The 22,104-nt window shown below is 68.3% G+C and carries 20 protein-coding genes; 8 read left to right on the plus strand and 12 right to left on the minus strand.

Translation table 11 applies throughout. The features are described from left to right. The 3 genes from ABIS05_RS02365 to imuA form a co-directional block, all read right to left on the minus strand. Window positions 1-1,759: PHP domain-containing protein (locus tag ABIS05_RS02365; protein ID WP_348063207.1), on the minus strand; the 1,759-nt coding region annotated here is incomplete at its 3' end. A gap of 8 nt (window positions 1,760-1,767) precedes the next feature. Beyond that, window positions 1,768-3,063, minus strand: a complete 1,296-nt coding sequence (locus ABIS05_RS02370) for a DNA polymerase Y family protein (RefSeq protein WP_348013961.1) — start codon at window positions 3,061-3,063, stop codon at window positions 1,768-1,770. Then, window positions 3,032-3,919 carry a translesion DNA synthesis-associated protein ImuA gene (gene imuA / locus ABIS05_RS02375; protein ID WP_348013962.1) on the minus strand — a complete coding sequence of 296 codons (888 nt, stop codon included), beginning with the start codon at window positions 3,917-3,919 and terminating at the stop codon, window positions 3,032-3,034. The genes ABIS05_RS02370 and imuA overlap by 32 nt, the downstream gene beginning before the upstream one ends. A 140-nt stretch (window positions 3,920-4,059) precedes the next feature. Between imuA and ABIS05_RS02380 the strand changes: the two genes are divergently transcribed. Next, entirely contained in the window at window positions 4,060-4,437 is a 378-nt protein-coding gene (locus ABIS05_RS02380; RefSeq protein WP_348013963.1) for a VOC family protein, read from the plus strand. Window positions 4,438-4,453: 16 nt separating this feature from the next. Here ABIS05_RS02380 and ABIS05_RS02385 read toward each other — a convergent pair whose 3' ends face one another. The 3 genes from ABIS05_RS02385 to ABIS05_RS02395 form a co-directional block, all read right to left on the minus strand. Beyond that, window positions 4,454-5,515 carry a serine/threonine protein kinase gene (locus ABIS05_RS02385; RefSeq protein WP_348013964.1) on the minus strand — a complete coding sequence of 354 codons (1,062 nt, stop codon included), beginning with the start codon at window positions 5,513-5,515 and terminating at the stop codon, window positions 4,454-4,456. Between the two features lie 23 nt (window positions 5,516-5,538). Further along, window positions 5,539-6,399 carry a DUF2726 domain-containing protein gene (locus ABIS05_RS02390; protein WP_348013965.1) on the minus strand — a complete coding sequence of 287 codons (861 nt, stop codon included), beginning with the start codon at window positions 6,397-6,399 and terminating at the stop codon, window positions 5,539-5,541. 146 nt (window positions 6,400-6,545) lie between these two features. Further along, a complete protein-coding gene (locus ABIS05_RS02395) occupies window positions 6,546-7,346 on the minus strand; it encodes a GNAT family N-acetyltransferase (protein ID WP_348013966.1) in 801 nt (266 codons plus the stop codon). Window positions 7,347-7,578: 232 nt separating this feature from the next. Between ABIS05_RS02395 and rplM the strand changes: the two genes are divergently transcribed. The 3 genes from rplM (at window position 7,579) to erpA (ending at window position 8,874) form a co-directional block, all read left to right on the plus strand. Next, a complete protein-coding gene (gene rplM / locus ABIS05_RS02400; RefSeq protein WP_348013967.1) occupies window positions 7,579-8,007 on the plus strand; it encodes a 50S ribosomal protein L13 in 429 nt (142 codons plus the stop codon). Window positions 8,008-8,016: 9 nt separating this feature from the next. Further along, complete coding sequence (gene rpsI, locus ABIS05_RS02405; protein ID WP_348013968.1) at window positions 8,017-8,409, plus strand: 30S ribosomal protein S9; 393 nt, start codon at window positions 8,017-8,019, stop codon at window positions 8,407-8,409. Window positions 8,410-8,508: 99 nt separating this feature from the next. Next, window positions 8,509-8,874 (plus strand): iron-sulfur cluster insertion protein ErpA, encoded by a 366-nt coding sequence (erpA, locus tag ABIS05_RS02410; RefSeq protein ID WP_348013969.1) that lies wholly within the window; start codon window positions 8,509-8,511, stop codon window positions 8,872-8,874. A 4-nt stretch (window positions 8,875-8,878) separates the two neighbouring features. Here erpA and ABIS05_RS02415 read toward each other — a convergent pair whose 3' ends face one another. Continuing rightward, window positions 8,879-9,994 carry an anhydro-N-acetylmuramic acid kinase gene (locus tag ABIS05_RS02415; protein WP_348013970.1) on the minus strand — a complete coding sequence of 372 codons (1,116 nt, stop codon included), beginning with the start codon at window positions 9,992-9,994 and terminating at the stop codon, window positions 8,879-8,881. Next, window positions 9,972-11,276 carry a M23 family metallopeptidase gene (locus ABIS05_RS02420; protein ID WP_348013971.1) on the minus strand — a complete coding sequence of 435 codons (1,305 nt, stop codon included), beginning with the start codon at window positions 11,274-11,276 and terminating at the stop codon, window positions 9,972-9,974. Before ABIS05_RS02420 ends, ABIS05_RS02415 begins: the two co-directional genes overlap by 23 nt. Window positions 11,277-11,587: 311 nt before the next feature. Here ABIS05_RS02420 and tyrS point away from each other — a divergent pair, with 311 nt between their 5' ends. The 4 genes from tyrS (at window position 11,588) to ABIS05_RS02440 (ending at window position 16,229) form a co-directional block, all read left to right on the plus strand. Further along, window positions 11,588-12,814: a tyrosine--tRNA ligase gene (gene tyrS / locus ABIS05_RS02425; protein WP_348013972.1), complete on the plus strand. Its 1,227-nt coding sequence runs from the start codon at window positions 11,588-11,590 to the stop codon at window positions 12,812-12,814. A 13-nt stretch (window positions 12,815-12,827) separates the two neighbouring features. Then, the gene (locus tag ABIS05_RS02430; RefSeq protein ID WP_348013973.1) at window positions 12,828-13,364 is read left to right on the plus strand and encodes a hypothetical protein; all 537 of its coding nucleotides are present in this window, start codon (window positions 12,828-12,830) and stop codon (window positions 13,362-13,364) included. A gap of 822 nt (window positions 13,365-14,186) precedes the next feature. Beyond that, complete coding sequence (locus ABIS05_RS02435; RefSeq protein WP_348013974.1) at window positions 14,187-15,308, plus strand: hypothetical protein; 1,122 nt, start codon at window positions 14,187-14,189, stop codon at window positions 15,306-15,308. A gap of 249 nt (window positions 15,309-15,557) precedes the next feature. After that, complete coding sequence (locus ABIS05_RS02440; RefSeq protein ID WP_348014039.1) at window positions 15,558-16,229, plus strand: DUF6622 family protein; 672 nt, start codon at window positions 15,558-15,560, stop codon at window positions 16,227-16,229. Between the two features lie 65 nt (window positions 16,230-16,294). On the opposite strand, the gene ABIS05_RS02445 is transcribed toward ABIS05_RS02440, so the two are convergent. The 4 genes from ABIS05_RS02445 to ABIS05_RS02460 all read right to left on the minus strand — a co-directional run bounded on the left by ABIS05_RS02445 (window position 16,295) and on the right by ABIS05_RS02460 (window position 21,966). Further along, window positions 16,295-16,780 carry a hypothetical protein gene (locus ABIS05_RS02445; protein WP_348013975.1) on the minus strand — a complete coding sequence of 162 codons (486 nt, stop codon included), beginning with the start codon at window positions 16,778-16,780 and terminating at the stop codon, window positions 16,295-16,297. Then, window positions 16,777-17,901 (minus strand): M35 family metallo-endopeptidase, encoded by a 1,125-nt coding sequence (locus ABIS05_RS02450; protein WP_348013976.1) that lies wholly within the window; start codon window positions 17,899-17,901, stop codon window positions 16,777-16,779. The genes ABIS05_RS02445 and ABIS05_RS02450 overlap by 4 nt, the downstream gene beginning before the upstream one ends. Before the next feature lie 135 nt (window positions 17,902-18,036). Beyond that, window positions 18,037-18,546: a heme-binding protein gene (locus tag ABIS05_RS02455; protein ID WP_348013977.1), complete on the minus strand. Its 510-nt coding sequence runs from the start codon at window positions 18,544-18,546 to the stop codon at window positions 18,037-18,039. A 15-nt stretch (window positions 18,547-18,561) separates the two neighbouring features. Beyond that, window positions 18,562-21,966, minus strand: coding sequence for a S41 family peptidase (locus ABIS05_RS02460; protein ID WP_348013978.1), 3,405 nt, complete (start codon window positions 21,964-21,966; stop codon window positions 18,562-18,564). Window positions 21,967-22,104: the final 138 nt, after the last annotated feature.

Genomic DNA, 22,104 nt, shown 5'->3' on the forward strand with positions numbered 1-22,104 from the left:
CGATGACGCTGCGGTCTTTCATCGTTGCGTTTTCGATGGGCACGAGTCGCTCTAGCAGGCCCTCGGTCAGCACGAAGCCGCCGACGTGCTGGGAGAGGTGGCGCGGCAGGCCGTTGAGCTGGCGGCCGAGCGTGATGAGCTGCTGCAGGCGCGGGTCGTCATCAGGCAGGCCGAGCTGTTGAAGCAGTTCGACGCGGTGCTCTTCGGGCAGCACTTGGGTGGCCCAGCCGCTGTGGTCACTGCTCATCACGTCGAGCTGTTCTTCGCTGAAACCCAGCGCCTTGCCGACGTCGCGGATGGCGCTCTTGGGGCGGTAGCAGATGACCACGGCCGTCAGCGCGGCGCGGTCGCGTCCGTACTTCTTGTAGAGGTATTGGATGACCTCTTCGCGGCGCTCGTGTTCGAAATCGATGTCGATGTCCGGCGGCTCGTTGCGCTCGCGGCTGATGAAGCGTTCGAACAGCAGCGTGCTGCGGTCCGGATCGACCGACGTGACGTGCAGGCAGTAGCAGACGACGCTGTTGGCTGCCGAGCCGCGGCCCTGGCAGAGGATCTCGATGCTGCGTGCGAACTGCACGACATCGGCGACGGTCAGGAAGTAATGCTCGTAGCCCATGTCCTCGATCAGTTCGAGTTCGTGCGCAATGCGGGTTTGCCATTTGTCTGGCACGCCATCGGGCCAGCGCTTGGCCGCGCCCGCATAGGTCAGGTCGCGCAGATGCTGGCGCGGGGTGCGACCCGATGGCACAACCTCGCTCGGGTACTGGTAGCGAATCTCGTTGAGGCTGAACGTGCACCGCGCTGCCACCTGCAGCGTCTCGGCCATCAACTCTGGCGGGCAGATCTGCGAGATGCGCTGCCGGCTGCGCAGATGCCGCTCGGCATTGGGCTGCAGATCGAAGCCGCACGCGGCCACCGTGCGGCCCAGGCGCGTGGCCGTCATCACATCCTGCAGCGCCTTGCGGGAGCGCACATGAAAGTGCACGTCACCTGCGGCGACCAGGGGCAGGGCGGTGTCTTCCGACAGCTGCTGCAGGCGCTGCAGCCACAGCGCGTCACTGGCCTCGCGCAGCAACTCGACAGCGAGCCACGCGCGGCCGGCAAAGTGGCGCAGCGCCCAGTGGGCGGGCGCGGCCAGCTCGGCGTCGGCCGCCTCGCGCGGCAGCACGAGCAGGGCCAGGCAGTCGGCCAGCTTCTCGGGTGCGATCTGGCGCCAGTGCAGCGTGTACTCGCCCTTGACCGGGCTGGCGCGGCGCAGCTGCGTGATGAACTGGCTGAGGTTGCCGTAGCCGTTGAGGTTCTGTGCGAGCAGCACGAGCTTGAAGCGCGGCGTGCCGGCGTCGTCGCGGACGAGGAACTCGCTGCCGATCAGCAGCTTCAGCAGCTGCGGCTGCGGGATGGTGACGTCGTCGTCCGGCAGGCCGGCTTGGCGCGCAGCTTCCTTCAGCCCGTGATGGGCCGCCTCGCGCATTTCGCGCAGCTGTTTGTGGGCCCGCACGACGCCGGCCAGCGAGCATTCGTCGGTGATGGCCAGCGCTTCATAGCCCAGCTGGGCAGCACGCTCCACCAGCTCGGCCGGCTCGGACGCGCCGCGCAGGAAGCTGAACGCAGACAGGCAGTGCAGCTCGGCATAGCTCGGCACGTTGGCGCGCGAGCCGGGCTGGCTGCGCTGCCACCCGTCGGCGACGCGGCGCAGCTCGGCTTCCGAAGCGATCCCCTGCTCGCGCAGCATCGCCAGCCGCTCGTCGCGGTCCGACATGGGCGGGCTCATGCAAACACCCCGTGCAAGAACCATTCGGACGCCGAACCGGTGGCGTCGGGAAACCGCTCGTGATAGACCCACAGCAGCCCGCGTGCGGCGCTGCGGTAGACGAAGTAGTCGCGCGTCTGCAATCTGCCGCGGCCTTCCCACCAACCGGCCTCGATGCGGTGCGGGCCGCTGATGCGCGCCAGCGGCCCGGCGTACAGCGGCTGCTCCTGCGCATCGCAGCGCAGCGGCTGCGGTGGTTCGACGAGCCAGGTCGGCTGCGGCCCCGGCGGCGCGCGCACGGCCAGGGCGGGCGGCGCGGGCCAGGCCTGCCAGCGCTGCATCTCGGCCAGGCGGTGGTCCTCGTGCAGGCGGCCTTCACGCACTTGGGCCGACCCCAGGCGCACCGACAGCCGCTCCAGCAGCGCATTTGTCGTGGTGCGCTCCTGCGGGTCGGTCGGCCCGGGCAGCAGGCCGGCGCTGGTCTCCTCCAGCGGCAGCACGCTGTCGGCGCTGAGGCTGATTTCGCCGGCCGGCGCCGCCAGCGTCGTGCGGCCCAGGTGCTCGGCCAGCAGGCGCGTGAGGCGGCGCAGGTCGCGCGTCGTGTCGGCGGTGGCCACGGTCAGCTCGCCACCGTCGGCCACGTCGCGGGCGCGCATCGCGTCGTGCTGCCAGCCCAGACGCAGCGCGCGCACGCCGGCATGGCGCGCGGCCAGGAAGGCGCAGAGCTGGCGCAGCAGGGTCTCGGCAAAGTGCAGCAGCACGGGCGCGTGTTCGACGCGGTACGGCAGCTCCAGCCGCGCACTGAAGCGCTCCGGCAGGGTCAGCCAGCCGTGCACTTCGGGCAGGTCGCCATAGGCCCGGTCCAGCGCCGTCAGCAGCGCCGGGCCGAAGCGCTTGGCCAGCGCGGGGCGCGGCAGCCGGCGCAACTCGCCCAGGCGCTGGCAGCCCAGGCGGGCCAGCATGGCGTGGTGGGCCTGGGCGGCGCTGAGGGCCGCGAGGGGCAGCGCGTCGAGCCGTTCGCCCAGCCTGCCTTGCTGCGGCGGGGAGTGGCAGCGCGCCAGCGCCAGCGCCGCCAGTGCGGTCGGCGCCCAGGCCATGGCGCCCAGGGCCAGGCCGACCAGCTCGGCGTCAGCCTGCAGCTTGCCGCGCAACGCCCGCGCGCCGCCGAACAGCCGCAGGCTGGCCGACACCTCGGCGACGACCGCCTCCTCCAGCCGCGCCACGCGCGGCGTGAAGCTCAGCGCCAGCCAAGCCAGGGCGTCGGCATCGTCGGCGGGCGCATCAAGCCTGCAGCACAGCGCGAGCCAGCGCATGGGAGCGTTCCTTCGGAGGACTGACCGGCGCGGGGGCGGGCGCAGGCGTAGGCATCGGTGCCGGAACAGGCGAGGGCAGGGGCTTGCGCTTGGCCGCCGTCAGCAGCGGCTCGACCGCGCCCGGCACGGTAGGCAGTTCCAGCCAGCCCTCGTGCGCCGGCCCGCGGCGCTTGAGCACATGCACCTGCAGGCGCCAGTCCTCGCCGGGCTGCACAACGAGGCGCAGCGGTGCCGCCGAGGACTGCTGTCTCACGTGCTCCGGCCGCACCAGGAAGGCCGGCGCATCCGAACTCAGCGCATTGACCTGCAGCCGCCGGATCTGCTCCGGCCGCGCCTCGGGCAGCCAAGCCAGCACGGCCACGCGCGACTTGATGGCCTGCTCGGCCGCCCACAGCGCTTGGGCGGGTGTGGCGGCCGACACCCAGACCAGCGCCGAATGCGGCAGGCCCAGTGCTTGCAGGCCCGGCAGATGGGGCGTGTGCGGCGGGTTGATGAGCAGCAATGAGCGCAACGCCGGTGCCGCCGTCCGCGCGCGCCGGCCCGAGGAGGCGGGCAGTGCTTGCCCCGCCCACCAGCCGCGCAGGCCCGGCGCCAGCAGCCGCCACTCCAGCACACCGAACTGCGGCGTCAGCAGCTCGGTGACGGCCCGCAGCGGCCAGCCTCCGCCGGGCAGTTCGGCGTCCAGCGCCGCGAAGCCGCTGGCCAGCGTCGGGTCGGCAGTCGCGCTCAGGCTGCTGCCGCGCCACAGCCGGCCTTGCAACTGGGAGTCAAACGATGGCCGACCCGGTGAGCCGTGCAAGGGCGCAGACCCGAGGGCAGGCGGGCTGGCTGTAGAGGTGATGGAGGCGGACAACATGGCCAGACAGACAAGGCGGAAGGCGGGGGAAGAAACCTGGAGCTTGAATGTGACCACAATACTGTATGTATATCCAGTATTTTTGACCTATCGCCCCAGCCCGTCCGCTAGCATTTCATGCAATTTCCGAAAGAGCCGCCATGCAACTCGCCCCGTTGATCTGCGTCCACGATGTGCCTGCCAGCAGCCTCTGGTACCAGCGCCTGCTGGGCACCCACAGCGGCCATGGCGGCGACGAATACGAGCGACTGAACGACGCCGACGGGCGCCTTCTGCTGCAGTTGCACCGCTGGGAGGTCGAGCACCACCATGGCCCGCTCGGTGACCCCGGCTTGCCTCATGGCAACGGCGTACTGCTGTGGTTCGAGCTGGCGGATTTCGACGCTGCCGTCGAACGCGCGCTGTCCCTGGGCGTCGAGGTCGTCAGGCCCAGCCAGCTGAGCGAGAACGGCAACTGGGAGTTCTGGCTGCGTGACCCGGATGGGTATCAGGTGGTGCTGACCAGCCCGCTGCCTTGATGTCGATCAGCGGCGTTCAGGCAAACCCGTCGCCGTCGAAGTTGACAACATCCTCGTCCCGCACCACCGTCGGCGGCGCGTCCTTGGGCCGCATCGCCTCCAGTTGCTCGCGCAGCAGGGCGGCCTGGTCCATCCAGTAGTTGGGCGTGCCGAACCACGGGAAGGCGGCCGGAAACGCCGGGTCGCCCCAGCGGCGGGCCAGCCAGGCGCTGTGGTGAATCATGCGCATCGTGCGCAGCGGCTCGATGAGGCGCAGCTCGCGGTCGTCGAACTCGGCGATCTGCTCGTAGCCATCGAGCACGGCGTTGAGCTGGCGGCGGGTGGCGTCGGTCTCGCCGCCGGTCAGTAGCATCCAGAGGTCCTGCACGGCCGGGCCCATGACGGCGTCGTCGAGGTCGACGAAGTGCGGGCCTCGGTCGGGCGTCCACAGGATGTTGCCGGGGTGGCAATCGCCGTGCAGGCGCGTCAGCTGCAGGCCGGGCAGGCTGTCGAAGGCGGCCTGGATGCTGTCGATGCAGCGGCGCGCGGCGTCGTCCCAGGCTGAGGCGGTCTCGGGCGGGATGGCATCGTTGGCGATGAGCCAGTCGCGCGCGGCCTGGGCCGGTGCGGCGCTGGCCCAGGTCAGGCGCTCTGCAAAGGGCCGGCTGCGGCCAACGCCGTGCAGCCGGGCCAGCAGCCGGCCGATCCAGCGCAGCACCTCGGGGTCTTCCAGCTCTGGCCCCCGCCCGCCCTGGCGTGGCGTGACGGCGAGGCGCTGGCCCTGGTAGTGGAAGAGCGTGGAGCCGCCCTCCAGCGTCCACGGCGCGGCGACGGGCACCTCGGCGGCGGCGAGCTCGGTGGCGAAGGCGTGTTCTTCGAGGATCTGCACATCGCTCCAGCGCGCCGGGCGGTAGAACTTGGCGACGGCCGCCGAACTGCCGAATTGAGCGTCCTCCACATGCAGCATCAGCACGCGGTTCTCGAAGGAATTCAGCTGCAGCATGCGGCCATCGGCGCGCAGGCCGGCGGCTTCCAGGGCGTCGAGCATGAACTCCGGCGTCAGGTCGCCGAAGCTGAGATCAGGAGTCGCGTGATGCATCCGGCGAGTGTCGCCGGTCAGCCTCAACCCCGACGGGGACGCTGGGTCGCGTAGCGCGGCGCGTCAACGACGACGCCGACGATGTCGTCCATCATGGCCTCGTCGTCGGCATCGTCCAGCACGGGCAGGCTGCGTGGGTTGTAGCGCCCCGTGTCGAGGCTGCGCTGCGGCGCGACTCGGCGCTCAACTGGGTGGCCGTGATGCTGCGTGGGCATGCGTGGCTGGCGTTCGCCATGGGGCTCGCGCTCGCCGCCACCGAAGACGCCCGCGTCCTGCCAGAGCGGCAGTGGCTGCGAGAACTGGCCCCAGTCGCTGCCGAATTCATCTTCGCCAATGCTGCTGCGGCGACGCGGCAGGCTGGACGTGGCCGCAGGCGCCGGCAGCGGGCCGCGTGGGTTGCTGCCTTGCGGCACGAGCAGCTGCAACTCGGCGATGCTGGGCAACTGGTCCATCGCGCAGCGCAGGTAGCGCACACGGCAGGCCGACAGCACGGCATGCTTGATCTGCAGGCTGCGCGGCGTGACGCCCCGTTCGCCCTCCAGGTCGATGGCGGCCAGCACGCGGCCGTTGGGGCTGCAGACGGCAAAGGTCACATGCGAGGCGCCCAGCAGGTCGAACCAGTAACGCACTTCCTTGGCCTCGGTCGGCTGGCAAAAGCGCACCAGCGGCAGCTTGGACAGCACGATGTGGTGGGGCAGCGCCTCGCGCAGCAGACGGAAGACACGCCGCTCGTCGCTCGTGAAAACCGGCCGTGCCGTGAGTGACCACTCCGCCGGCAGGCCTCTATTGGCGTAGGCGGGGCGGCGCAGGGCCCAAACCAGGCTGATGGCCAGGCCCAGTACGCAAACAGCCAGCGCGGCGATCCAATAGATGGCGTACGGCATGTGCCTCGAAGAAGTTCGGCGTCGTCGCCGACGGACTTGCGGCGCATTAGGAGTTCAATGTAGCGCAATCAAGTGACAGGAAATTACTCGCTATTCCCGATGCCCCCAGTCTGAGGGGGGGCGTGAACCGGGGGGCTTTTAGTGGTTTATTCCTTGGCCGCGCGCCCGGAACTGTCGAAGTGCGCCTTGACCTCGGCAACGCTGTCGACGAAGTCGTTCAGCACCTGGGCCTGGCGCTTGAACTGGAAGTCCAGCTCGCCGAGATGCCGCTCCAGGGCCTGTTCGACCTGTGAGCCGAACGAGTCCGGCGGCAGCCGTAGGTAGGCCGCAGACTCGCCGCCGTCACGCTCGACGATGGCGCCAGCGGCGGTCGCGATGCGCAGCATCGGGCGGTTCTCGCTCAACGCGTGGATGAAGAGGGTGTCGATGCCCCGGTTGCGCGCGTGCAGCGCGGCGGTCTCGAACAGCCGCCGGCCCAGGCCCCGGCCGCGCGACTCAGGCAGCACCGAGACGCCGAACTCGGCCATGGTGCGGGTCGGGTCGCCCGGCACGGGCTGTCCATAGGCCAGGTGGGCTAGCGCCACCAGTTGCAGGCGGCGGTTGAAGATGCCCAGCACCTCGTCACGGGTGAAGTCGATGCCCAGCGCATATTTGTGAATCTGCTCGTCAGACGCTGGGTAGCCGAAGCGCAGGTAGCGGTCGCCGGGCTCCATCGCCAGCAGGTGGTCGATGATGCGGCGGCGGTGGCGGCGGGCCAGCGAGCGGATGGGCACCCAGGTCGACAGCCGCTCCAGCGCCGCCCGGGCACTGACCAGCGGGCCTGCGGTCGGCGTGGCCGGTGGAGGCGCCGGATGCGGGTCGGGGCCGAAGGCCGACAGCACCTGATCCCAGTCGGTCGCGGGTGCATCAGACGGGGTGACAGGGGGTGCAGGCGGTTTGCGGGGCATGGTGTGGCTGGTCGACGTGGATAGGTTAACGTGCCTGCTACTTTCAAACGATGACTGACGCTGCTACACTCATGGGCTTTTCCGTCAACAGGCTGCGGGAAAGAAGACCGAAGCGCACGCAAGTGCGCCGTGCCGAGAGGCTGTGCATCAGACACAAGCACCGAGGCCGGTAAAAATCAGCCATCTATTGCCGGTTCTCTTATGTTGAGGGCCGGCACAGCGAAAGCAACTCATGAAGACCTTCAGCGCCAAGCCGGCCGAGGTGACGCACGAGTGGTTTGTGATTGACGCCACCGACAAGGTGCTCGGACGTGTTGCCAGCGAAGTGGCACTCCGTTTGCGCGGCAAGCACAAGGCCATTTACACGCCTCACGTGGACACCGGTGATTTCATCGTCATCGTCAATGCGGAAAAGCTCCGTGTGACCGGCAACAAGGCCACCGACAAGGTGTACTACCGTCACAGCGGCTACCCCGGTGGCATCTACGCCACAAAGTTCAAGGACATGCAAGCCAAGCACCCCGGCCGCGCGCTGGAAAAGGCCGTCAAGGGCATGCTGCCCAAGGGCCCGCTTGGTTACGCCATGGTCAAGAAGCTGAAGGTCTACGCAGGCCCGACGCACCCGCATACCGCCCAGCAGCCCAAGGCTCTCGAGATCTAAGGAACGGCCATGATCGGAAACTGGAATTACGGTACGGGCCGTCGCAAGTCGTCGGTCGCTCGCGTCTTCATGAAGAAGGGCACGGGCCAGATCATCGTCAACGGCAAAGCCATTGACACTTACTTTGGTCGTCAGACCTCGATCATGATCGCCAAGCAGCCTCTGCTGCTGACGAACAATGGCGAGGCCTTCGACATCAAGGTGAACGTGCATGGCGGCGGCGAATCGGGTCAAGCCGGCGCCCTGCGCCTGGGTATCACCCGCGCGCTGATCGACTACGACGCGACCCTGAAGCCCGAGCTGAGCAAAGCCGGCTTCGTCACGCGTGACGCGCGTGAAGTCGAGCGTAAGAAGGTCGGCCTGCACGGCGCTCGCCGCAGGAAGCAGTTCAGCAAGCGTTAATTTCTGCGCTTGGACACAAAAGGCCGCTCTCAGCGGCCTTTTGTTTTTGCGCGGACAATCCCCATATTCGTCTCTGGACAGATTCACAGGAGCCTCGCCATGAGCGCCGTGCTTGATACCCCCGTCACCGACATTCCCGTCCCCCTGGTCTTCACCGACAGCGCCGCCGACAAGGTGCGCGATCTGGTGGTCGAGGAGGGCAACCCTGAGCTGAAGCTGCGCGTGTTCGTGCAAGGCGGCGGCTGCTCGGGCTTCCAGTACGGCTTCACGTTCGACGAGGCCGTCAACGATGACGACACCCAGATGAGCAAGAACGGCGTGACGCTGCTGATCGACGCGATGAGCCTGCAGTACCTGATGGGCGCCGAGATCGACTACAAGGAAGATCTGCAGGGCGCCCAGTTCGTCATCAAGAACCCGAACGCCACGTCGACCTGCGGTTGCGGGTCGAGCTTCTCGGCCTAAGAGGCTAGCCGGGGTACAACGCCCCGAGCACCCGGAGCCCCGCGGCTCCCGTAACGGCCGGCAAATTGCCCGGCCGTTTTGTTTTGAAGCGCATGGCCAGCCAGGCGAAGGCGGCGGCTTCGACCTGATCGACCGGCAGGCCGCGCGCGGCGCTGGATTCGACCGCGACGCCGGGCAGCAGGTCGGACAGGCGCTGCATCAGCCGCCCATTCAACGCGCCGCCGCCGCAGGCGATCAGGGATTTGGCGCCGCGCATTTGCCCCTGCAGTGATTCGGCCACGATGCGCGCGCTGAGTTCCAACAGCGTGGCCTGCACGTCTTCTGGCGCCAGGCCGGGGATGAGCCGGGCCTGAAGCCAACCTAGGTGGAACAGGTCGCGGCCCGTGCTCCTGGGCGGCGGCAGTGCGAAGAAGGGCTCGGCCAGCAACGTGGCCAGCAGCGCGGGCGAGACACGGCCCGTGGCCGCCCAGGCGCCGTCGGTGTCGTAAGCCTTGCCTTGGTGACGGGCGATCCAGCCGTCCATCAGGCAGTTGGCCGGGCCGCAGTCGAAGCCGCCGGTGCGGCCATCGGCGAACAGCAGGCTCAGGTTGCTGATGCCGCCGAGATTCAGCACGGCGGTGTCCTGGCCTTCAGTGCCAAAGACGGCGCGGTGGAAGGCTGGCACCAGCGGCGCGCCTTGGCCACCCGCAGCGATGTCGCGGCTGCGCAGGTCGCAGACCACATCGATGCCGGTTTGTTCGGCCAGCAAGGCGCCGTTCAGCAACTGTGTCGTGTAGCCCTCGATGCCGTCGGGCCGGTGCCGCACGGTCTGGCCATGGGCGCCGAGAGCGGCAACCTGCTCGCGCCGCGTGCCGGTCGCTTCCAGCAGCTGGGCGACGAGGTCCGCATAGCCGCGCGCAACGCCGTTAGCCGCCAGTGCGGCGCGGTGCAGTTCGTTGTCGCCGGGCGTGTTCAGCGCGAGCAGTTCATCGCGCAGCGCGGGCGAAAAGGGCGCGTGGACATGGCTCGTGACGGCCAGCCGTTGCGCATCGAAGAGAACCCCATCGATGCCGTCGAGCGAGGTGCCCGACATCAGCCCGATGTAGAGCTGGTTCGGCTCAGTCAGCGGCAGAGACGCCATCCATGGTCTCAGCCACGGAGAGCTGGGTCTTCACGCTGGCAACGGTTTGCTGGAACTGCGCCTTGGCGTAGTTGGGCAGGGTGACGGCTTCGGAGGCGCGGGCAATGACGCGCGGGTCCATGTGGCGGCCACCGACGCGGAACTCGAAGTGCAGATGCGGGCCGGTGGCCCAGCCGGTGGCGCCGACGGCACCGATGCGCTGGCCTTGCTCGATGCGCTGGCCCTTCTTCACGTCGATCTTGCTCAGGTGGGCGTAGACGGTGGTGCGGTCGCCGCTGTGGCGCACATGCACGACGTTGCCGAAGCCGTTTTGCCAGCCGGCCATCTCCACCACGCCGTCACCGACCGAGCGAACGGCCGTGCCGGTGGGGGCGCCGTAGTCGGTGCCGTTGTGCTGGCGCCAGGTCTGCAGGATGGGATGGAAGCGCATCGCGAAACCGCTGGTGATGCGCGAGAACTCCATCGGGCTGGCCAGGAAGGCGCGGCGCTTGCTCTGGCCATCGAAGCCATAGAAGCTGCCCTTGCCCGAGGCGTTGTCCTTGAACCAGACGGCCGAGTAGGTGCGGCCGTTGTTCGTGAACTCGCCGGCCAGCAGGCGGCCAACGCCGCCGTCCCAGGTGATGGGCTCGCCGTCGGCGGTCAGGGTTTCGTAGACGATGCTGAAGCGGTCGCCCTTGCGCAGTTCGCGGTGGAAGTCGATGTCGCCGGAGAACATGTCGGCCATCTGCGAGGCAATGGCGTCGGGGATGTTGGCGTCGTCGGTGGCGGCGAACAGCGAGGTGCGGATGACGCCGCTGCCCAGAGCAACCTGGGCCTGCAGCGGCGCGGTCTCGGTGCGGGCGGAGAAACCGGCGCCGTTGCGCTCGATCATCAGGCGGGTGAAGTGACTCCCTTGCTGCTCGACCTTCTCGGCGGGGAAGCGCACGACGATCTTCTGCACCTGGCCGGAGGCGTCGGCCGTCAGGTGCACCATCTTGCCGGCGCGGCCTTGCAGCACGCGGCGGGCGAGCGGGTCGGCGCGCAGGAAGGCGGCGGCGGCGGGATCGAAGGCACCGGCGCGCTTGAGCAGGCTGTCGGGCGTGTCGCTGGAGCGGGTAGCCTCAGAACGGGTCAGCGCCACGTGGTGGGCGGCGAGTTCGTCGAGTTGAGCCTCGATGCTGGGCGTGGCCAGCGTTTCGATCACGGTGCGCTTGGGCAGGGCGGCGGCGTCGGGGGCGAGGGGGGCGATACCGAAGGCGGTTACCGCGAAGCAGCTGAGCACGCCGACGACCGAGGCGGTCAATGCGCGTGGGTGGCGGGCCGCAAAGGATTCGGCACTGCCGAGGGCTTTCTTGACTTGCTGAAGGTGTCTCTGAACTACGGTCACTCTCGGCATCCCGGGGTTGTCGCTGGGGCAATCCCGGCCGAGGCCGGTTCCACGCGAAGGGCCGCACCCGTGGCGGCCCTAAAATCCATTTCGGGTTGTGTTGAAGCAACACCCCCGATTCGAAGGGTGAATTCTAACGGCGTTGTCCTACTTGGCATGCCGGTTAACCCCGACAGATCAATAACTTAACAATTTCGCGCAGCTGCTAACAAGCTGGCGCGCCGCCCATGTCCGACGCCCCGAAATTTCCCATCACCGATGCCGTTCTGGAGGCGCTGGCCGTCACGCGCCGCGGCGTCGAGGAACTGCTGCCAGAGGCCGAATGGACGAAGAAGCTGGCGCGCTCCGCCGCGACAGGCGTGCCACTGCGCATCAAGCTGGGGTTGGACCCGACGGCGCCGGACATCCATGTCGGTCACACGGTGGTCTTGAACAAGATGCGCCAATTGCAGGACCTGGGCCACCAGGTGATCTTCCTGATCGGCGACTTCACGTCGCTGATCGGCGACCCGTCGGGCCGCAACGCGACGCGCCCGCCGCTGACGAAAGAGCAGATCCAGGCCAACGCCGAGACCTACTACGCCCAGGCCAAGCTGGTGCTGGACCCGGCGCGCACCGAGATTCGCTACAACTCCGAGTGGAGCGAGCCGCTGGGCGCGGCCGGGCTGATCCAGCTGGCGGCCAAGTACACGGTGGCGCGCATGATGGAGCGCGACGACTTCACCAAACGCTTCGCCGCACAGACGCCGATCTCGGTGCACGAGTTTCTCTACCCTCTGATGCAGGGCTACGACTCGGTGGCGCTGAAGAGCGACCTGGAACTGGGCGGCACCGACCAGAAGTTCAACCTGCTGATGGGCCGCCATCTGCAGCAGGAATACGGCCAGGAGCCGCAATGCATCCTGACCATGCCGCTGCTGGAGGGCCTGGACGGCGTCGAGAAGATGTCCAAGTCCAAGAACAACTACATCGGCATCACGGAGCCGGCGAACTCGATGTTCGCCAAGATCCTGTCGATCAGCGATGTGCAGATGTGGAAGTGGTACGAGCTGCTGTCGTTCAAGTCGCTGGGCGAGATCGCAGCGTTGAAGACCGAGGTGGCGGGCGGACGCAATCCGAAGGACGCCAAGGTGCTGCTGGCCAAGGAGATCACCTCACGCTTCCACAGCGCGGCGGCGGCGGAGGCGGCCGAGGCCGACTTCAACAACCGTGCGCGTGGCGGCATTCCGGACGAGATCCCCGAGGTGCAGCTGAGCGGCGCGCCGATGGGGCTGGCTCAGGTGCTGAAGGCGGCCGGCCTCGTCGCGTCGACGGGTGAAGGCCTGCGCATGGTCGAGCAGGGCGGTGTGCGCCGCGCTGGCGAAGTCATCGCCGACAAGGGCCTGAAGCTCGATGCCGGCGAGCACGTGCTGCAGGTGGGCAAGCGCAAGTTCGCGCGCGTCGTGCTGCGCTGAGCCCAGCCTGACGATGCGGTTCGTCCTGCTCGCGCTGACGGCAGCCTTGTCCGGCTGCGTCATCAACGGCGTGCGGCCCCACGATGGCGGCGAGGCCCCGCAGGGCCGTGCCGTCGTGGTGTACGGCGTGACGGTGGCGGGAGCCTGGGGCTATCCGCGCTTCGGCGTGACGCTGGACCGCTACGACATCAGCAAGCAGGCCATCACGGGCAACTGCTTCACGTTCGACCGGCTGGAAGCCAACGTGCCCGCCACCCCGGCGCCAACGCGCTATTTCGCGTTCGACGCGCCGCCCGGCCACTACGTCTTCAGCGCCTTCAACTCGTCGAGGTTCGGCGGCAGGAACCTGGCCTTCCAGGCGCAGCCCGGCCGCGCGGTCTACATCGGCAACTTCGTGCTCGGCGAGCAGGCCACGGTGACGCTTCACCGCGAGCTTGACGACGCGGCGCGCCAGGCGGTGGCCGCGGCCTTGCCGACGCTGGCGGTGCCGTTGCAGCCCGCGTCGCAGGTGATCGCCGAGCCAGCCAGGATGTTTCTTTGCACGCCGTGACGGCGCGTTGACGTCAGCGCGCCGCGCTGGCCGCAGCAGCCACGGGCCTCGCGCACCCCTTCCTCTCGCAAAAGCATCCCCGCGTGGCCGCGTTGCTGCTTCGGTCCCTGGCCCTGCTGTGCTGGCTGCCGCATCTGTCGGCACAGGCCGCGCCGCTGCCGGTCGACTACCGCTGTGGCGAGGCCGCCGCTGCAGCCTCGGTTGCGGCGAACTGCCGCGCGACAGCTGGGTCCCGTCGAAGAGCGGCAACATCCCGGGCAAGCGTGGCGGCCAGGCCTGCTAGCTTCGCATCGACGTTTCGCAGACGGCCTGGAGGCGAGCCGCCACATCACGTCTCGCTGGCCTGCGGGGCAGCCCCGCGCATCGTGGCGATGACGGCCAATGCGATGCAAGCTGACCGCGAGGCCTGCCCGGCGGCGGGGATGGACGGCTACGTGGCCAAGCCGATTCGGGCGGCGGCGTTGGTGAAGGTGCTGAAGGGGACGGGGCGGCGGGGGGATGTTTGAGCGGCGGATTGGGCAGTGGGTGTGACTGCTAAAGGCTGATTGCCGCCGCTCGCGTCAAGCCTACGGGCGATAGCCCGTTGGCCGGAAGTGTGGGCTTCATGGTGCGCCCAACCGCTGAAAGCGACCGGCTGTAGTTCAATCATGTCAGAGAGCCAAACTGGCTTGGCGCGCGTATGCTGCGTCGACGCACGCGGATCACAACGCGATGCATAGGAGGCACATGAAACGGGCCTTGATCGCATCAGCGTCCTTCGTTCTGTCGAGCCTCGTGAGCCCCCCTGCTGCCGCAGCGGGACCCACGGTCGAGATGACGTGGATGTCCATCGCCAACTGGTACTTCAGGATCGGCGACAGGCGGGTCTTGATGGACGCTTACATCACGCGCCTGCCCGCGTCGATCTTCATGGCTCCGCCGGGACTGCCCAACGACATGGCCGCCTTCACCCAATCGCCCCAAGGCATTGACACCGCGTCAATCGCAAAGGTGCGCGACGCGGTGCTGGGGTCGGACAAGCTCGACCTGCTGCTGGCCGGGCACGCCCACTGGGATCACAGCTGGGACACGCCCACCTGGTCCAAGCTGACAGGCGCCGCGATGATCGGCAGTGCGACTGCCTGCATGCAGGCGAGTGCGCAGCACGTAGCCACAGAACAGTGCCGCGTCGTGAGCGGCGGGGAAGCGATCTCGCTCGGCGATGGCATCACGATGCGCGTCGTACGGTTCAACCACAGTGGCGACGCGACCAATCCCATTCAGCACTTCGCGCGCGAGTTGTACCGCCCGCCCGTGCCCGATCCAGTCACTGGCGGATTTCGCGCCGGCGTGGGCGAGGACTATCCCAACGGCGGGGGAAATCGAGCCTTCCTGTTTACCATCGATCGTCCCGACGGGAAGCTTGCGTTCTTCGTCAACGACTCGGCCAGCGACTACGACCTCGATAAGCCGATCGTCGTCGACGGCGCCGATTTCGGTTCTCCGCTAGCCAACCTGGCTGCGGCAATGAAAGATGCCGGGCTCGAAAAGGTCGACGTCTGGGTCGGTACCGGTGGCAAGGCGGTGGCCGAGAGACTCGTTCCACTACTACATCCGAAGGTCTATATCCCCAATCACTGGGATGGTCTGTTCCATCCTTTCTGGCGCGGCCTACCGTACCCCTTCAAGGACGAGAACTTGTCGGCGTACCTGAAGGCACAAAACATACAACTGGTGCCGCAGCGCCAGTATTTCGACAAGTTCGTACTGACGACCCACGGCGTCGAGGTGGATGTCAATCACGGGGTGAAACGCAAACTCGGCTTCGCTGATCAGCAGCACTTCAGCAAGTCGCTTCAGGATGCCGTATCGCGCGTCGCGTCGACCAGCGTGGGCGCCGACTGCGGCGAAGGGTTTGCCGTCGCGAACGACTGGGCCGAGGTCTACGCCCAGCTTTCGCACTGAAGGCAAGAACTTAGAGCGCCGACGGCCCGTCCGGAAGCCGTCGATCGCAACCGACCGGTTGAATCCGCCGCCGAGACCTGCCCTTCAGGGTGATGTGCCCGACGGCAACTGTTGTTTAGGTTTGTCCGACACCCGCCCGTCGTGCTGGACAGGTCTGGGCGCCACACCGAGCTGAGGGCAGGTGTTGGATAAACCTCGGGGGAGGAAACCGCGGCGCATGTGGCGGCGGTTGTCGAAGGCATCGTTGCTATGGCGAATCGGGGTTGTAGCCGCGCAGACGCAGCGCGTTTGACCGCGTGTCGACGGGCGCTGACGACATGCCATTGGCGCCTGCCGCGGGCATTTCCCGCCTCGCGCTGTCGATCTGTCGCAAGCGGTTCGCCAGGCGGTGCCGGCGTGAGCACAGTACGGACATCGCAACCCAACCGATTGCCCGCCATGAATGCTTCCCTTCCCGTCTGGCCCTTCGTCATCCTCGCCGTCCTCGTGGCCCTGGGAGTACGCCAATCGCGTGATCGTGTCGTCCAGCCGGGAACGCTCGCCAAGGTGGCACTCGCGATGCTGGCCTTGTCGCTCTACGGCGTCGTGGCGGCGTTTGGCGCCAGCCTCGTGCCGGTGCTGGCCTGGGCCGCAGGGTTTGCGGCGGCGGTCTTTCCCGGCGGCTTGGTCTTCGCGCCGCGCGGTCTGGCCCATGCGGGCAGCGCCGTGCGGGTGCCCGGGAGCTGGTTGCCGTTGTGGCTGATGGTCGGCATCTTCGCGGCCAAGTTCGCACTGGGCTTCGCCACGGGCGTGGATGCGCATGTCGTCCACGAGGCCTGGTTCATCGCCGCCGTGAGTGCGGTGCTCGGACTGTTCAGCGGTGCCTTCGCGGCCAGGGCCACGGCGGTGCATCGCTTCGTTCGCGCCGGCCACGCCGCCTGAGCGCTCGGCGCCACCTCACCTGGAGGCTGCGGCCTCTTGTGGCGTTTGTGCTTGGGGCAACCGCCTCAACCCGGCCGCCGGATGCGCGGCTGGCCGGAGATGGGGTCGATGTCGGGCTTGGGTGCCGACGCCGGCGCCGGCTGGCCGATGACGCGCCGCGCTGCGGGATCGACCTCGAAGCGCTCGCCTCGTTCGTTCTCGATCACCAGATGGCCGCCCTCGGCGCGCAGGGAGCGGAACCAGACGTCCTGCACGTCGCCTTCCAGCTCGGGGCGACGCGCGTTCTCGTAGACCCGCAGGCGCCACAGCTCGCGGCTGGACGCGTCGTAGGCCGCGAGGATGCCGCCGACCTGGCCATCCATGTCGATGTCGCCCGCGACCTGCGCGTAGCGCACGCCGGCGATGAAGACGGGAGGAACGCGCGGCGGCGGTGCGCGGCTGGCGCTCGGGGGTGGGGTGTGTGTCATGGGGGAGTGCTTGTTGGTGGCGCCGTCGCACGCGGCCGTGGCGAAGACCATGGCCGCAGCAGCGAGGGCGGCGCCACGGGTCATTGCGTGACGAGCTTGCGCTCGACCTTTTGCGCGGCGGTCCAACCCGTGTCTTCGTAGAGCTTGTTGCCCAGGGCCGCGATGCGGTCGCGGTCCGTCAGCGCACCGACGGCGTCAGCGCAGAAGAAGGCCCAGGAATCGGCATTGGTCTGGCACTGCCCCATCGAGAGCGTGCGCACGGCAGCGAACCCCGGCTGCAGCGCCACCCGCGCGTTGTTAACGCGGCGGAAAACGTCGGACTCGCGCGGCAGCAGGCCCTGCCAGCTGTAGCTGTGGTCAGCGGTCTGGCAGTAGTTGTGGGTGAGCTCGTGCACGATGATCCGCGCCCAGTTGGTGGCGCCGGTCAGCGTGTTGCCATTGCCCCAGAAACCGGGCTCCACCCAGACCGCGCGGACGTCGTTGCGGGTGAAGGTGTAGGCCTCGCTCTGCTCCCAGGTGCTGCCGGTGCCGCGTTGGGCGGGGTCGTCGAGGATGATCAGGTCGCCAACCTTCAGGCCGATGGCGATCTTGAGCAGACCGCGGCGCAGCGTGGGCATGAAGGCGGCGATGGCGCCATCGACGTCGGCGTGCGTTGACGGGATGAACCAGCGCTTGAGCAGCGCCTTGTGCTCGGGGCGATTCGGATCGCCTGCGACGATCATGCCGCGCTCGACCCAGCGCAGCGCCGTCGCGACAGCGCCGTCGATGCGCCGCTTCTGCTCGTCGCTGTAGGCCTCGGTGGTGGCGTTGAGCACCTGGTCCACCAGCGCATCGGTCTCGTTCGCGAACTCGATGGGGTGGGAGGTGAGCACCGACGGCAGGGACAGGATCCACAGCTTGCGCTCGCCTGCGGTCTCGTAGTGGTAGAGGTGGGCCAAGGTCTTGAGCAGCAACGCGCGGGCGCGGGCGTTGTTGGAGGGCTTGCTGATCAGGCTGCCCTCGGCCTTGGCCGCCGCGCGCAAGACTTTGGCAATCGACTTCGCGCCGGCCAGGCGGCGGCGGATGCTGTCGGGCAACGAGGCCTGCAGGTAATGGAAGCCATCACTGCGGACGAGCTTGGGTAGCGCCTCGGCGATGCTTTTCCAGTCGCTCGAATACTTGTCGGTCGACTGGATCGCCGCCACCAGTTGCTCGTGGATCTTCAAATACGGGATGGATTGGCCATCAAATGCCTTTCGCTGCGGGACCGGTGATCGGGGTGGCCCGGCGAGCGCAGGGCGGTGCAGTCTAGATTTCGCGCAATGCCACAGCAAGGGTGAGGACCCCACCCATCCGAGCGTTCAGCCCTGCCGGCCCGAGGCGATCTTGTGGCTGTTCCAGAGCTCCAGCCCGCCCACCGCGAGCACATGGTCTTCCCAGCCGTCGAGACCCGAAACGATCACGGTGCCCACGCGTCCCTTGCCGCGAACGGCCAGCGGCACGGCGCCGCCTTCGGCCTGGAAGAGCACCGGGTCCAACCCGGTCTCGGCATGGAAATTGGCCTTGCGTTCGAGGAACTCCAGCCGCACCCGGAACGAGCTGTAGCCAAACCGGCGAACGACGTTCTTCTTCTTGATGATCCAGTCCGCGTTGCCGGCGTTCGTGCCGTCCATGAAATAGACGAACAGCGGATGGTCGTCGGTCTCCAGGTGGATTGCCACCGGCCGGCCCGGGAACCACTCCAGTGCCAGCGCGAGGATGGATTGGCCGATGCCCATGGCGTCGGCCGCAGTCAGGCGGTCGAGCACGAGTGTGGCTTCCTGCGCTGCACATTCGGCGGCGGTCTGCGGGGCTTTCAAGGTATGGGCCATGTTTCTCTCGCTGGTTCAGGGTTTCACGGGCCTGACGGGCCTCAGGTAGGGCCCCGGCTTCACGACCGGCACGGGCTGCTCGGCAATGCGTTTCTTCAGCTCGGCAATCGCCGCATCCAGCTGCGCGTCCTGGCCCATGGCCGTGGCGCGCGGCAGGTTGTCGACCTCGATGTCCGGCGTCACGCCCACGCCCTCAATGAGGAAGCGGCCTTCGGCGTCGATCTGGCCGCTCTCGGCGGCACGCATGATGCCGTTGTCGATGAGGCGGTTCTGGTCGGACAGCCACACGCCCGCGCCCGAGCTGCGCTTGCCGATGACGGGGCCGATCTTCAGGCGCTTGAAGCCCTCCGCGAAGGTCTCGCCATCGCTGTAGGTGTCCTCGTTCATCAGCACCACCGTGTGGCCGCGGTAGACGTTCTGCATGTTCGGGTACACGGCCGTGCCGGCGGGTGAGCGCGGCTGCCAGAAGGCCCAGGCGCGGCGCAGCAGCTTCTCCAGAATCCAGCTGTCGATGTTGCCGCCGTCGTTGTAGCGCACGTCGATGACGAGGCCGTCGCGGTCGCTGGCGGCGTAGAACTCGCGCACGAAGTCGGCGATGTCGGCCGCGCCCATGGCGCGCAGGTGCACGTAGCCGATGCGGCCCTGGCCGGCCTGCTGCACCGCACGGGCGCGGCTGACGCGCCAGTCGTTGTAGCGCAGCTGGTTCTCGCGCCGCTGTGCCACCGGCGTGACGATGCGCTGCACCGTCTTGCCGTCGGCTAGTCTCACGTCCAGCAGCACCTGGCGCCCGGCCTGGCCGCGCAGCAGCTCCAGGATGTGCGGCGCCTCAGCGGTGGGGCGGCCGTTGACGTGGGTGATGACGTCGCCGACCTTCAGGTTGACGCCGGCGGCAGCGAGCGGTGGCGCCTCGACGGGCAGCTCCGCTTCAAAGCCGTAGATCGCGTCGATGCGCCAACCGCCCGGCGCCCTGGAGAAGCGCCCGCCCAGGCCGGCAAGACCGGGTTCTTCCGGCGCCGCGCGCGTGTCGCCCGGCGCGACCTGGCTGTGCAACGCGCCCAACTCCGACACCATCTGCGCCATCAGCTCGGCCAGCTCGAAGCGGTCGGTCACGCGCTCCACCAGCGGTTCGTACTTGGTGCGCACGGCCGCCCAGTCGACGCCGTGCATGGCCTTGTCGTAGAAGTGGTCGCGGTGCATGCGCCAGGCGTCGGCGAACATCTGCCTCCACTCGGCGCGCGGCTGCGTGGCGATCTGCCAGTCACTCCAGCGCACGGTCAGCTTGGCCAGATCCTTGGCGTCGGTCGGCAGCTTGGGCGCTGCGTCGACGATGAGGACCTCGGGCGCGGCGCCCTGGCCTTGGCCCTGGTTGCGCACCAGCATCAGCTTCTTGCCGTCGGCGCTGATGTCGTAGCTGCGCACGTCGCTGGCCAGCGTCTCGGGCGTGCCGCCCTGGTTGTCGATGGCGATGGACTTGAGCTGGGTCTTGCGCTCCAGGTCCTGGTCCAGGAACCACAGCCGCTTGCCGTCGGCGCGCAGCGCGCGGTAGTTTCCGGCGGGCACGGGTAGCTCGTACAGGCGCTCGGCCAGGCCGTCGAAGACGATGCCGGGCTTGCCTTTCTTCTCGGGTGCGGCGGCCTTCTTGTTCTTGTCGTCCTTGGAATCCTTGGCATCGGGCTTGCGCTCCGTCGGCTCCTTGTCGGTGGCCTTGCGGTCGTCGGCGCGTTGCTCCTCGGCCTTCTTCTCGGTGGGCGATTCCAGCTCGTCCTTGGCCGCGAACGGCGAGCGCAGGCCGGGCTGCAGGGCCAGCGTGTAGAGCTTGCTGCGAAAGGCCAGGAAAGGCCCGGTGTTGCGGTCGCCCCAGGGGCTGGGCTGGCCGGTCGTCGCGAAATTGCGATCGGATGCGAAGTACAGCCAATGCCCATCGGGGCTGAAGGTGGCGGCGTCGCTGTTGTAACGGTCGCTGGTCAGCGTGTGTGTGCGGCCGTCGGCCACGCTGTAGAGCTGCAGTTGGCTGCGGTCGGCTTGGCGCAGCGGCATCGTCCAGGCCAGGGCCTGGCTGTCGGGGCTCCAGCCTTGCAGATGCGAGTCGCCGTCCATCGTGCCGCGACCGATTTCCTTCGTCGTCTTGGCCTTGAGGTCAGTCAACCAGATGCCGCCTTCCTTGTCCGTGTGCGCCAGCCAGCGGCCGTCGGGCGAGGGCAGCAGTTCACGGCGCTGCGTGACCGTGGCGTTAGGGGCGCTGCTGGTGATGCGCTCGGGCTGGCCCGCGCCATTGGCCGCGAAGCGCCAGATTTCCTGCTCGCCGCTGAAGTCGCAGACGGCGAACACACCCTTGCTGTCGCTGCTGAACTCGCCCCGCTGGCAGCGGCCGTCGGCCGGTTGCGGCAGCTCCGCGCGGCGCAGCGCCTGCACGCCCTGCGTGGCGAGATGGCCGCGCGCGGCCAGCAGCACGCGCTCGCCGTTGGGGGCGAAGGCCGTGTCGGTCAGGAAGTCCTGCGGCTTCTTGATCCAGCGCTCGCGCTGCTGGTCGAAGTCGCCGCCCAGGCTCACGTCGAGCTTCTTCGGCGCGGCGGCTTGCGCGAGGTCGACGGTGTAGAGATCGGCGCCCAGCGCGTAGACGACTCGGCTGCCGTCGATGGACGCATGGCGGATGTCCCAGCCCTTGTGCGTCGTGTGCTGGCGCGGGTCCGTGCCTTGCGCGTTGACGCTCCACAGATTGACCGTGCCGTCGCGGTCCGACAGGAAGGCGATGCGCTCGCCCGCGTCCGTGCGGTAGGGCAGCGGCCGGCGGTCGTTGTTGCCCTCGGCCAGCAGCGGGCGGGCCTCGGCCTTGCCGCCTAAGTCCATGACCCACAGCCGCGCGATGGCGCCGCCGCGGTACTGGCGCGCGTTGTCGCTGCGCAGGCCGCTGCGGGTGAAGTAGAGGGTCTTGCCATCGGCGCTTAATGCGCCGTCGCTGCCCTGGCCCACGGGCAGTTGGCGGCGCTGGCCGGTCTTCGGGTCCAGCGCGAACAACTGGGCACCGGGGCGGGCATCGAGGCTGGTGTAGATGATCTCGCCGGCCGCGCTGAAGCCCCACACGCGCATGCCGCCGCCTTCCCATGTCAGCCGCCTGGGCGGGCCGCCGGCCACGGGCATCAGGTAGATCTCGGTGCCGCCGTCGTACTGGCCGGTGAAGGCCAGCCACTGGCCGTCGGGCGACACGGCGGGTTGGGTCTCCTGGCCGGCGTGGGTCGTCAGTCGCTGGGCGTCGCCGCCTTGTGAAGTGACCCGCCACAGATCGCCTTCGGCGACGAGGACGATCTGATCGCCATGCAGCGCGGGCTGGCGGTAGAAGCCGCTGGTGCCGGCCCAGGCGCTCGTGGCGCTGGTGAAGCACAGGGCGGCGGCCGCCAGCGCGGCGAAACGGATACGGGGCATTCGGCTCTCCTTGTAGGAGGCGGCATTGTGTTGCCAGTGGTCGAGCAGGCGATTCGTCACATCGAGTGAATCCAGCCTCGATCTGGCGGCGTAGAGCCCCACAGATGCCAAGCCGGTATCGCCCCACAGGATGCCCCC

It is taken from the genome of Roseateles sp. (genome assembly GCF_039929605.1).
Lineage (GTDB): Bacteria > Pseudomonadota > Gammaproteobacteria > Burkholderiales > Burkholderiaceae_C > Pelomonas.

Excerpts from the sequence above, each read along its gene's own strand:
- ABIS05_RS02435 (WP_348013974.1), top strand. The coding sequence starts at position 14,187 with ATGTCCATCGCCAACTGGTACTTCAGGATCGGCGACAGGCGGGTCTTG.
- rplM (WP_348013967.1), top strand. The coding sequence starts at position 7,579 with ATGAAGACCTTCAGCGCCAAGCCGGCCGAGGTGACGCACGAGTGGTTT.
- ABIS05_RS02430 (WP_348013973.1), top strand. The coding sequence starts at position 12,828 with ATGCGGTTCGTCCTGCTCGCGCTGACGGCAGCCTTGTCCGGCTGCGTC.
- tyrS (WP_348013972.1), top strand. The coding sequence starts at position 11,588 with ATGTCCGACGCCCCGAAATTTCCCATCACCGATGCCGTTCTGGAGGCG.
- ABIS05_RS02380 (WP_348013963.1), top strand. The coding sequence starts at position 4,060 with ATGCAACTCGCCCCGTTGATCTGCGTCCACGATGTGCCTGCCAGCAGC.
- imuA (WP_348013962.1), bottom strand. The coding sequence starts at position 3,919 with ATGTTGTCCGCCTCCATCACCTCTACAGCCAGCCCGCCTGCCCTCGGG.
- ABIS05_RS02395 (WP_348013966.1), bottom strand. The coding sequence starts at position 7,346 with ATGCCCCGCAAACCGCCTGCACCCCCTGTCACCCCGTCTGATGCACCC.
- rpsI (WP_348013968.1), top strand. The coding sequence starts at position 8,017 with ATGATCGGAAACTGGAATTACGGTACGGGCCGTCGCAAGTCGTCGGTC.
- ABIS05_RS02445 (WP_348013975.1), bottom strand. The coding sequence starts at position 16,780 with ATGACCCGTGGCGCCGCCCTCGCTGCTGCGGCCATGGTCTTCGCCACG.
- ABIS05_RS02370 (WP_348013961.1), bottom strand. The coding sequence starts at position 3,063 with ATGCGCTGGCTCGCGCTGTGCTGCAGGCTTGATGCGCCCGCCGACGAT.
- ABIS05_RS02455 (WP_348013977.1), bottom strand. The coding sequence starts at position 18,546 with ATGGCCCATACCTTGAAAGCCCCGCAGACCGCCGCCGAATGTGCAGCG.
- ABIS05_RS02460 (WP_348013978.1), bottom strand. The coding sequence starts at position 21,966 with ATGCCCCGTATCCGTTTCGCCGCGCTGGCGGCCGCCGCCCTGTGCTTC.
- ABIS05_RS02385 (WP_348013964.1), bottom strand. The coding sequence starts at position 5,515 with ATGCATCACGCGACTCCTGATCTCAGCTTCGGCGACCTGACGCCGGAG.
- ABIS05_RS02390 (WP_348013965.1), bottom strand. The coding sequence starts at position 6,399 with ATGCCGTACGCCATCTATTGGATCGCCGCGCTGGCTGTTTGCGTACTG.
- ABIS05_RS02440 (WP_348014039.1), top strand. The coding sequence starts at position 15,558 with ATGGCGAATCGGGGTTGTAGCCGCGCAGACGCAGCGCGTTTGACCGCG.
- erpA (WP_348013969.1), top strand. The coding sequence starts at position 8,509 with ATGAGCGCCGTGCTTGATACCCCCGTCACCGACATTCCCGTCCCCCTG.
- ABIS05_RS02415 (WP_348013970.1), bottom strand. The coding sequence starts at position 9,994 with ATGGCGTCTCTGCCGCTGACTGAGCCGAACCAGCTCTACATCGGGCTG.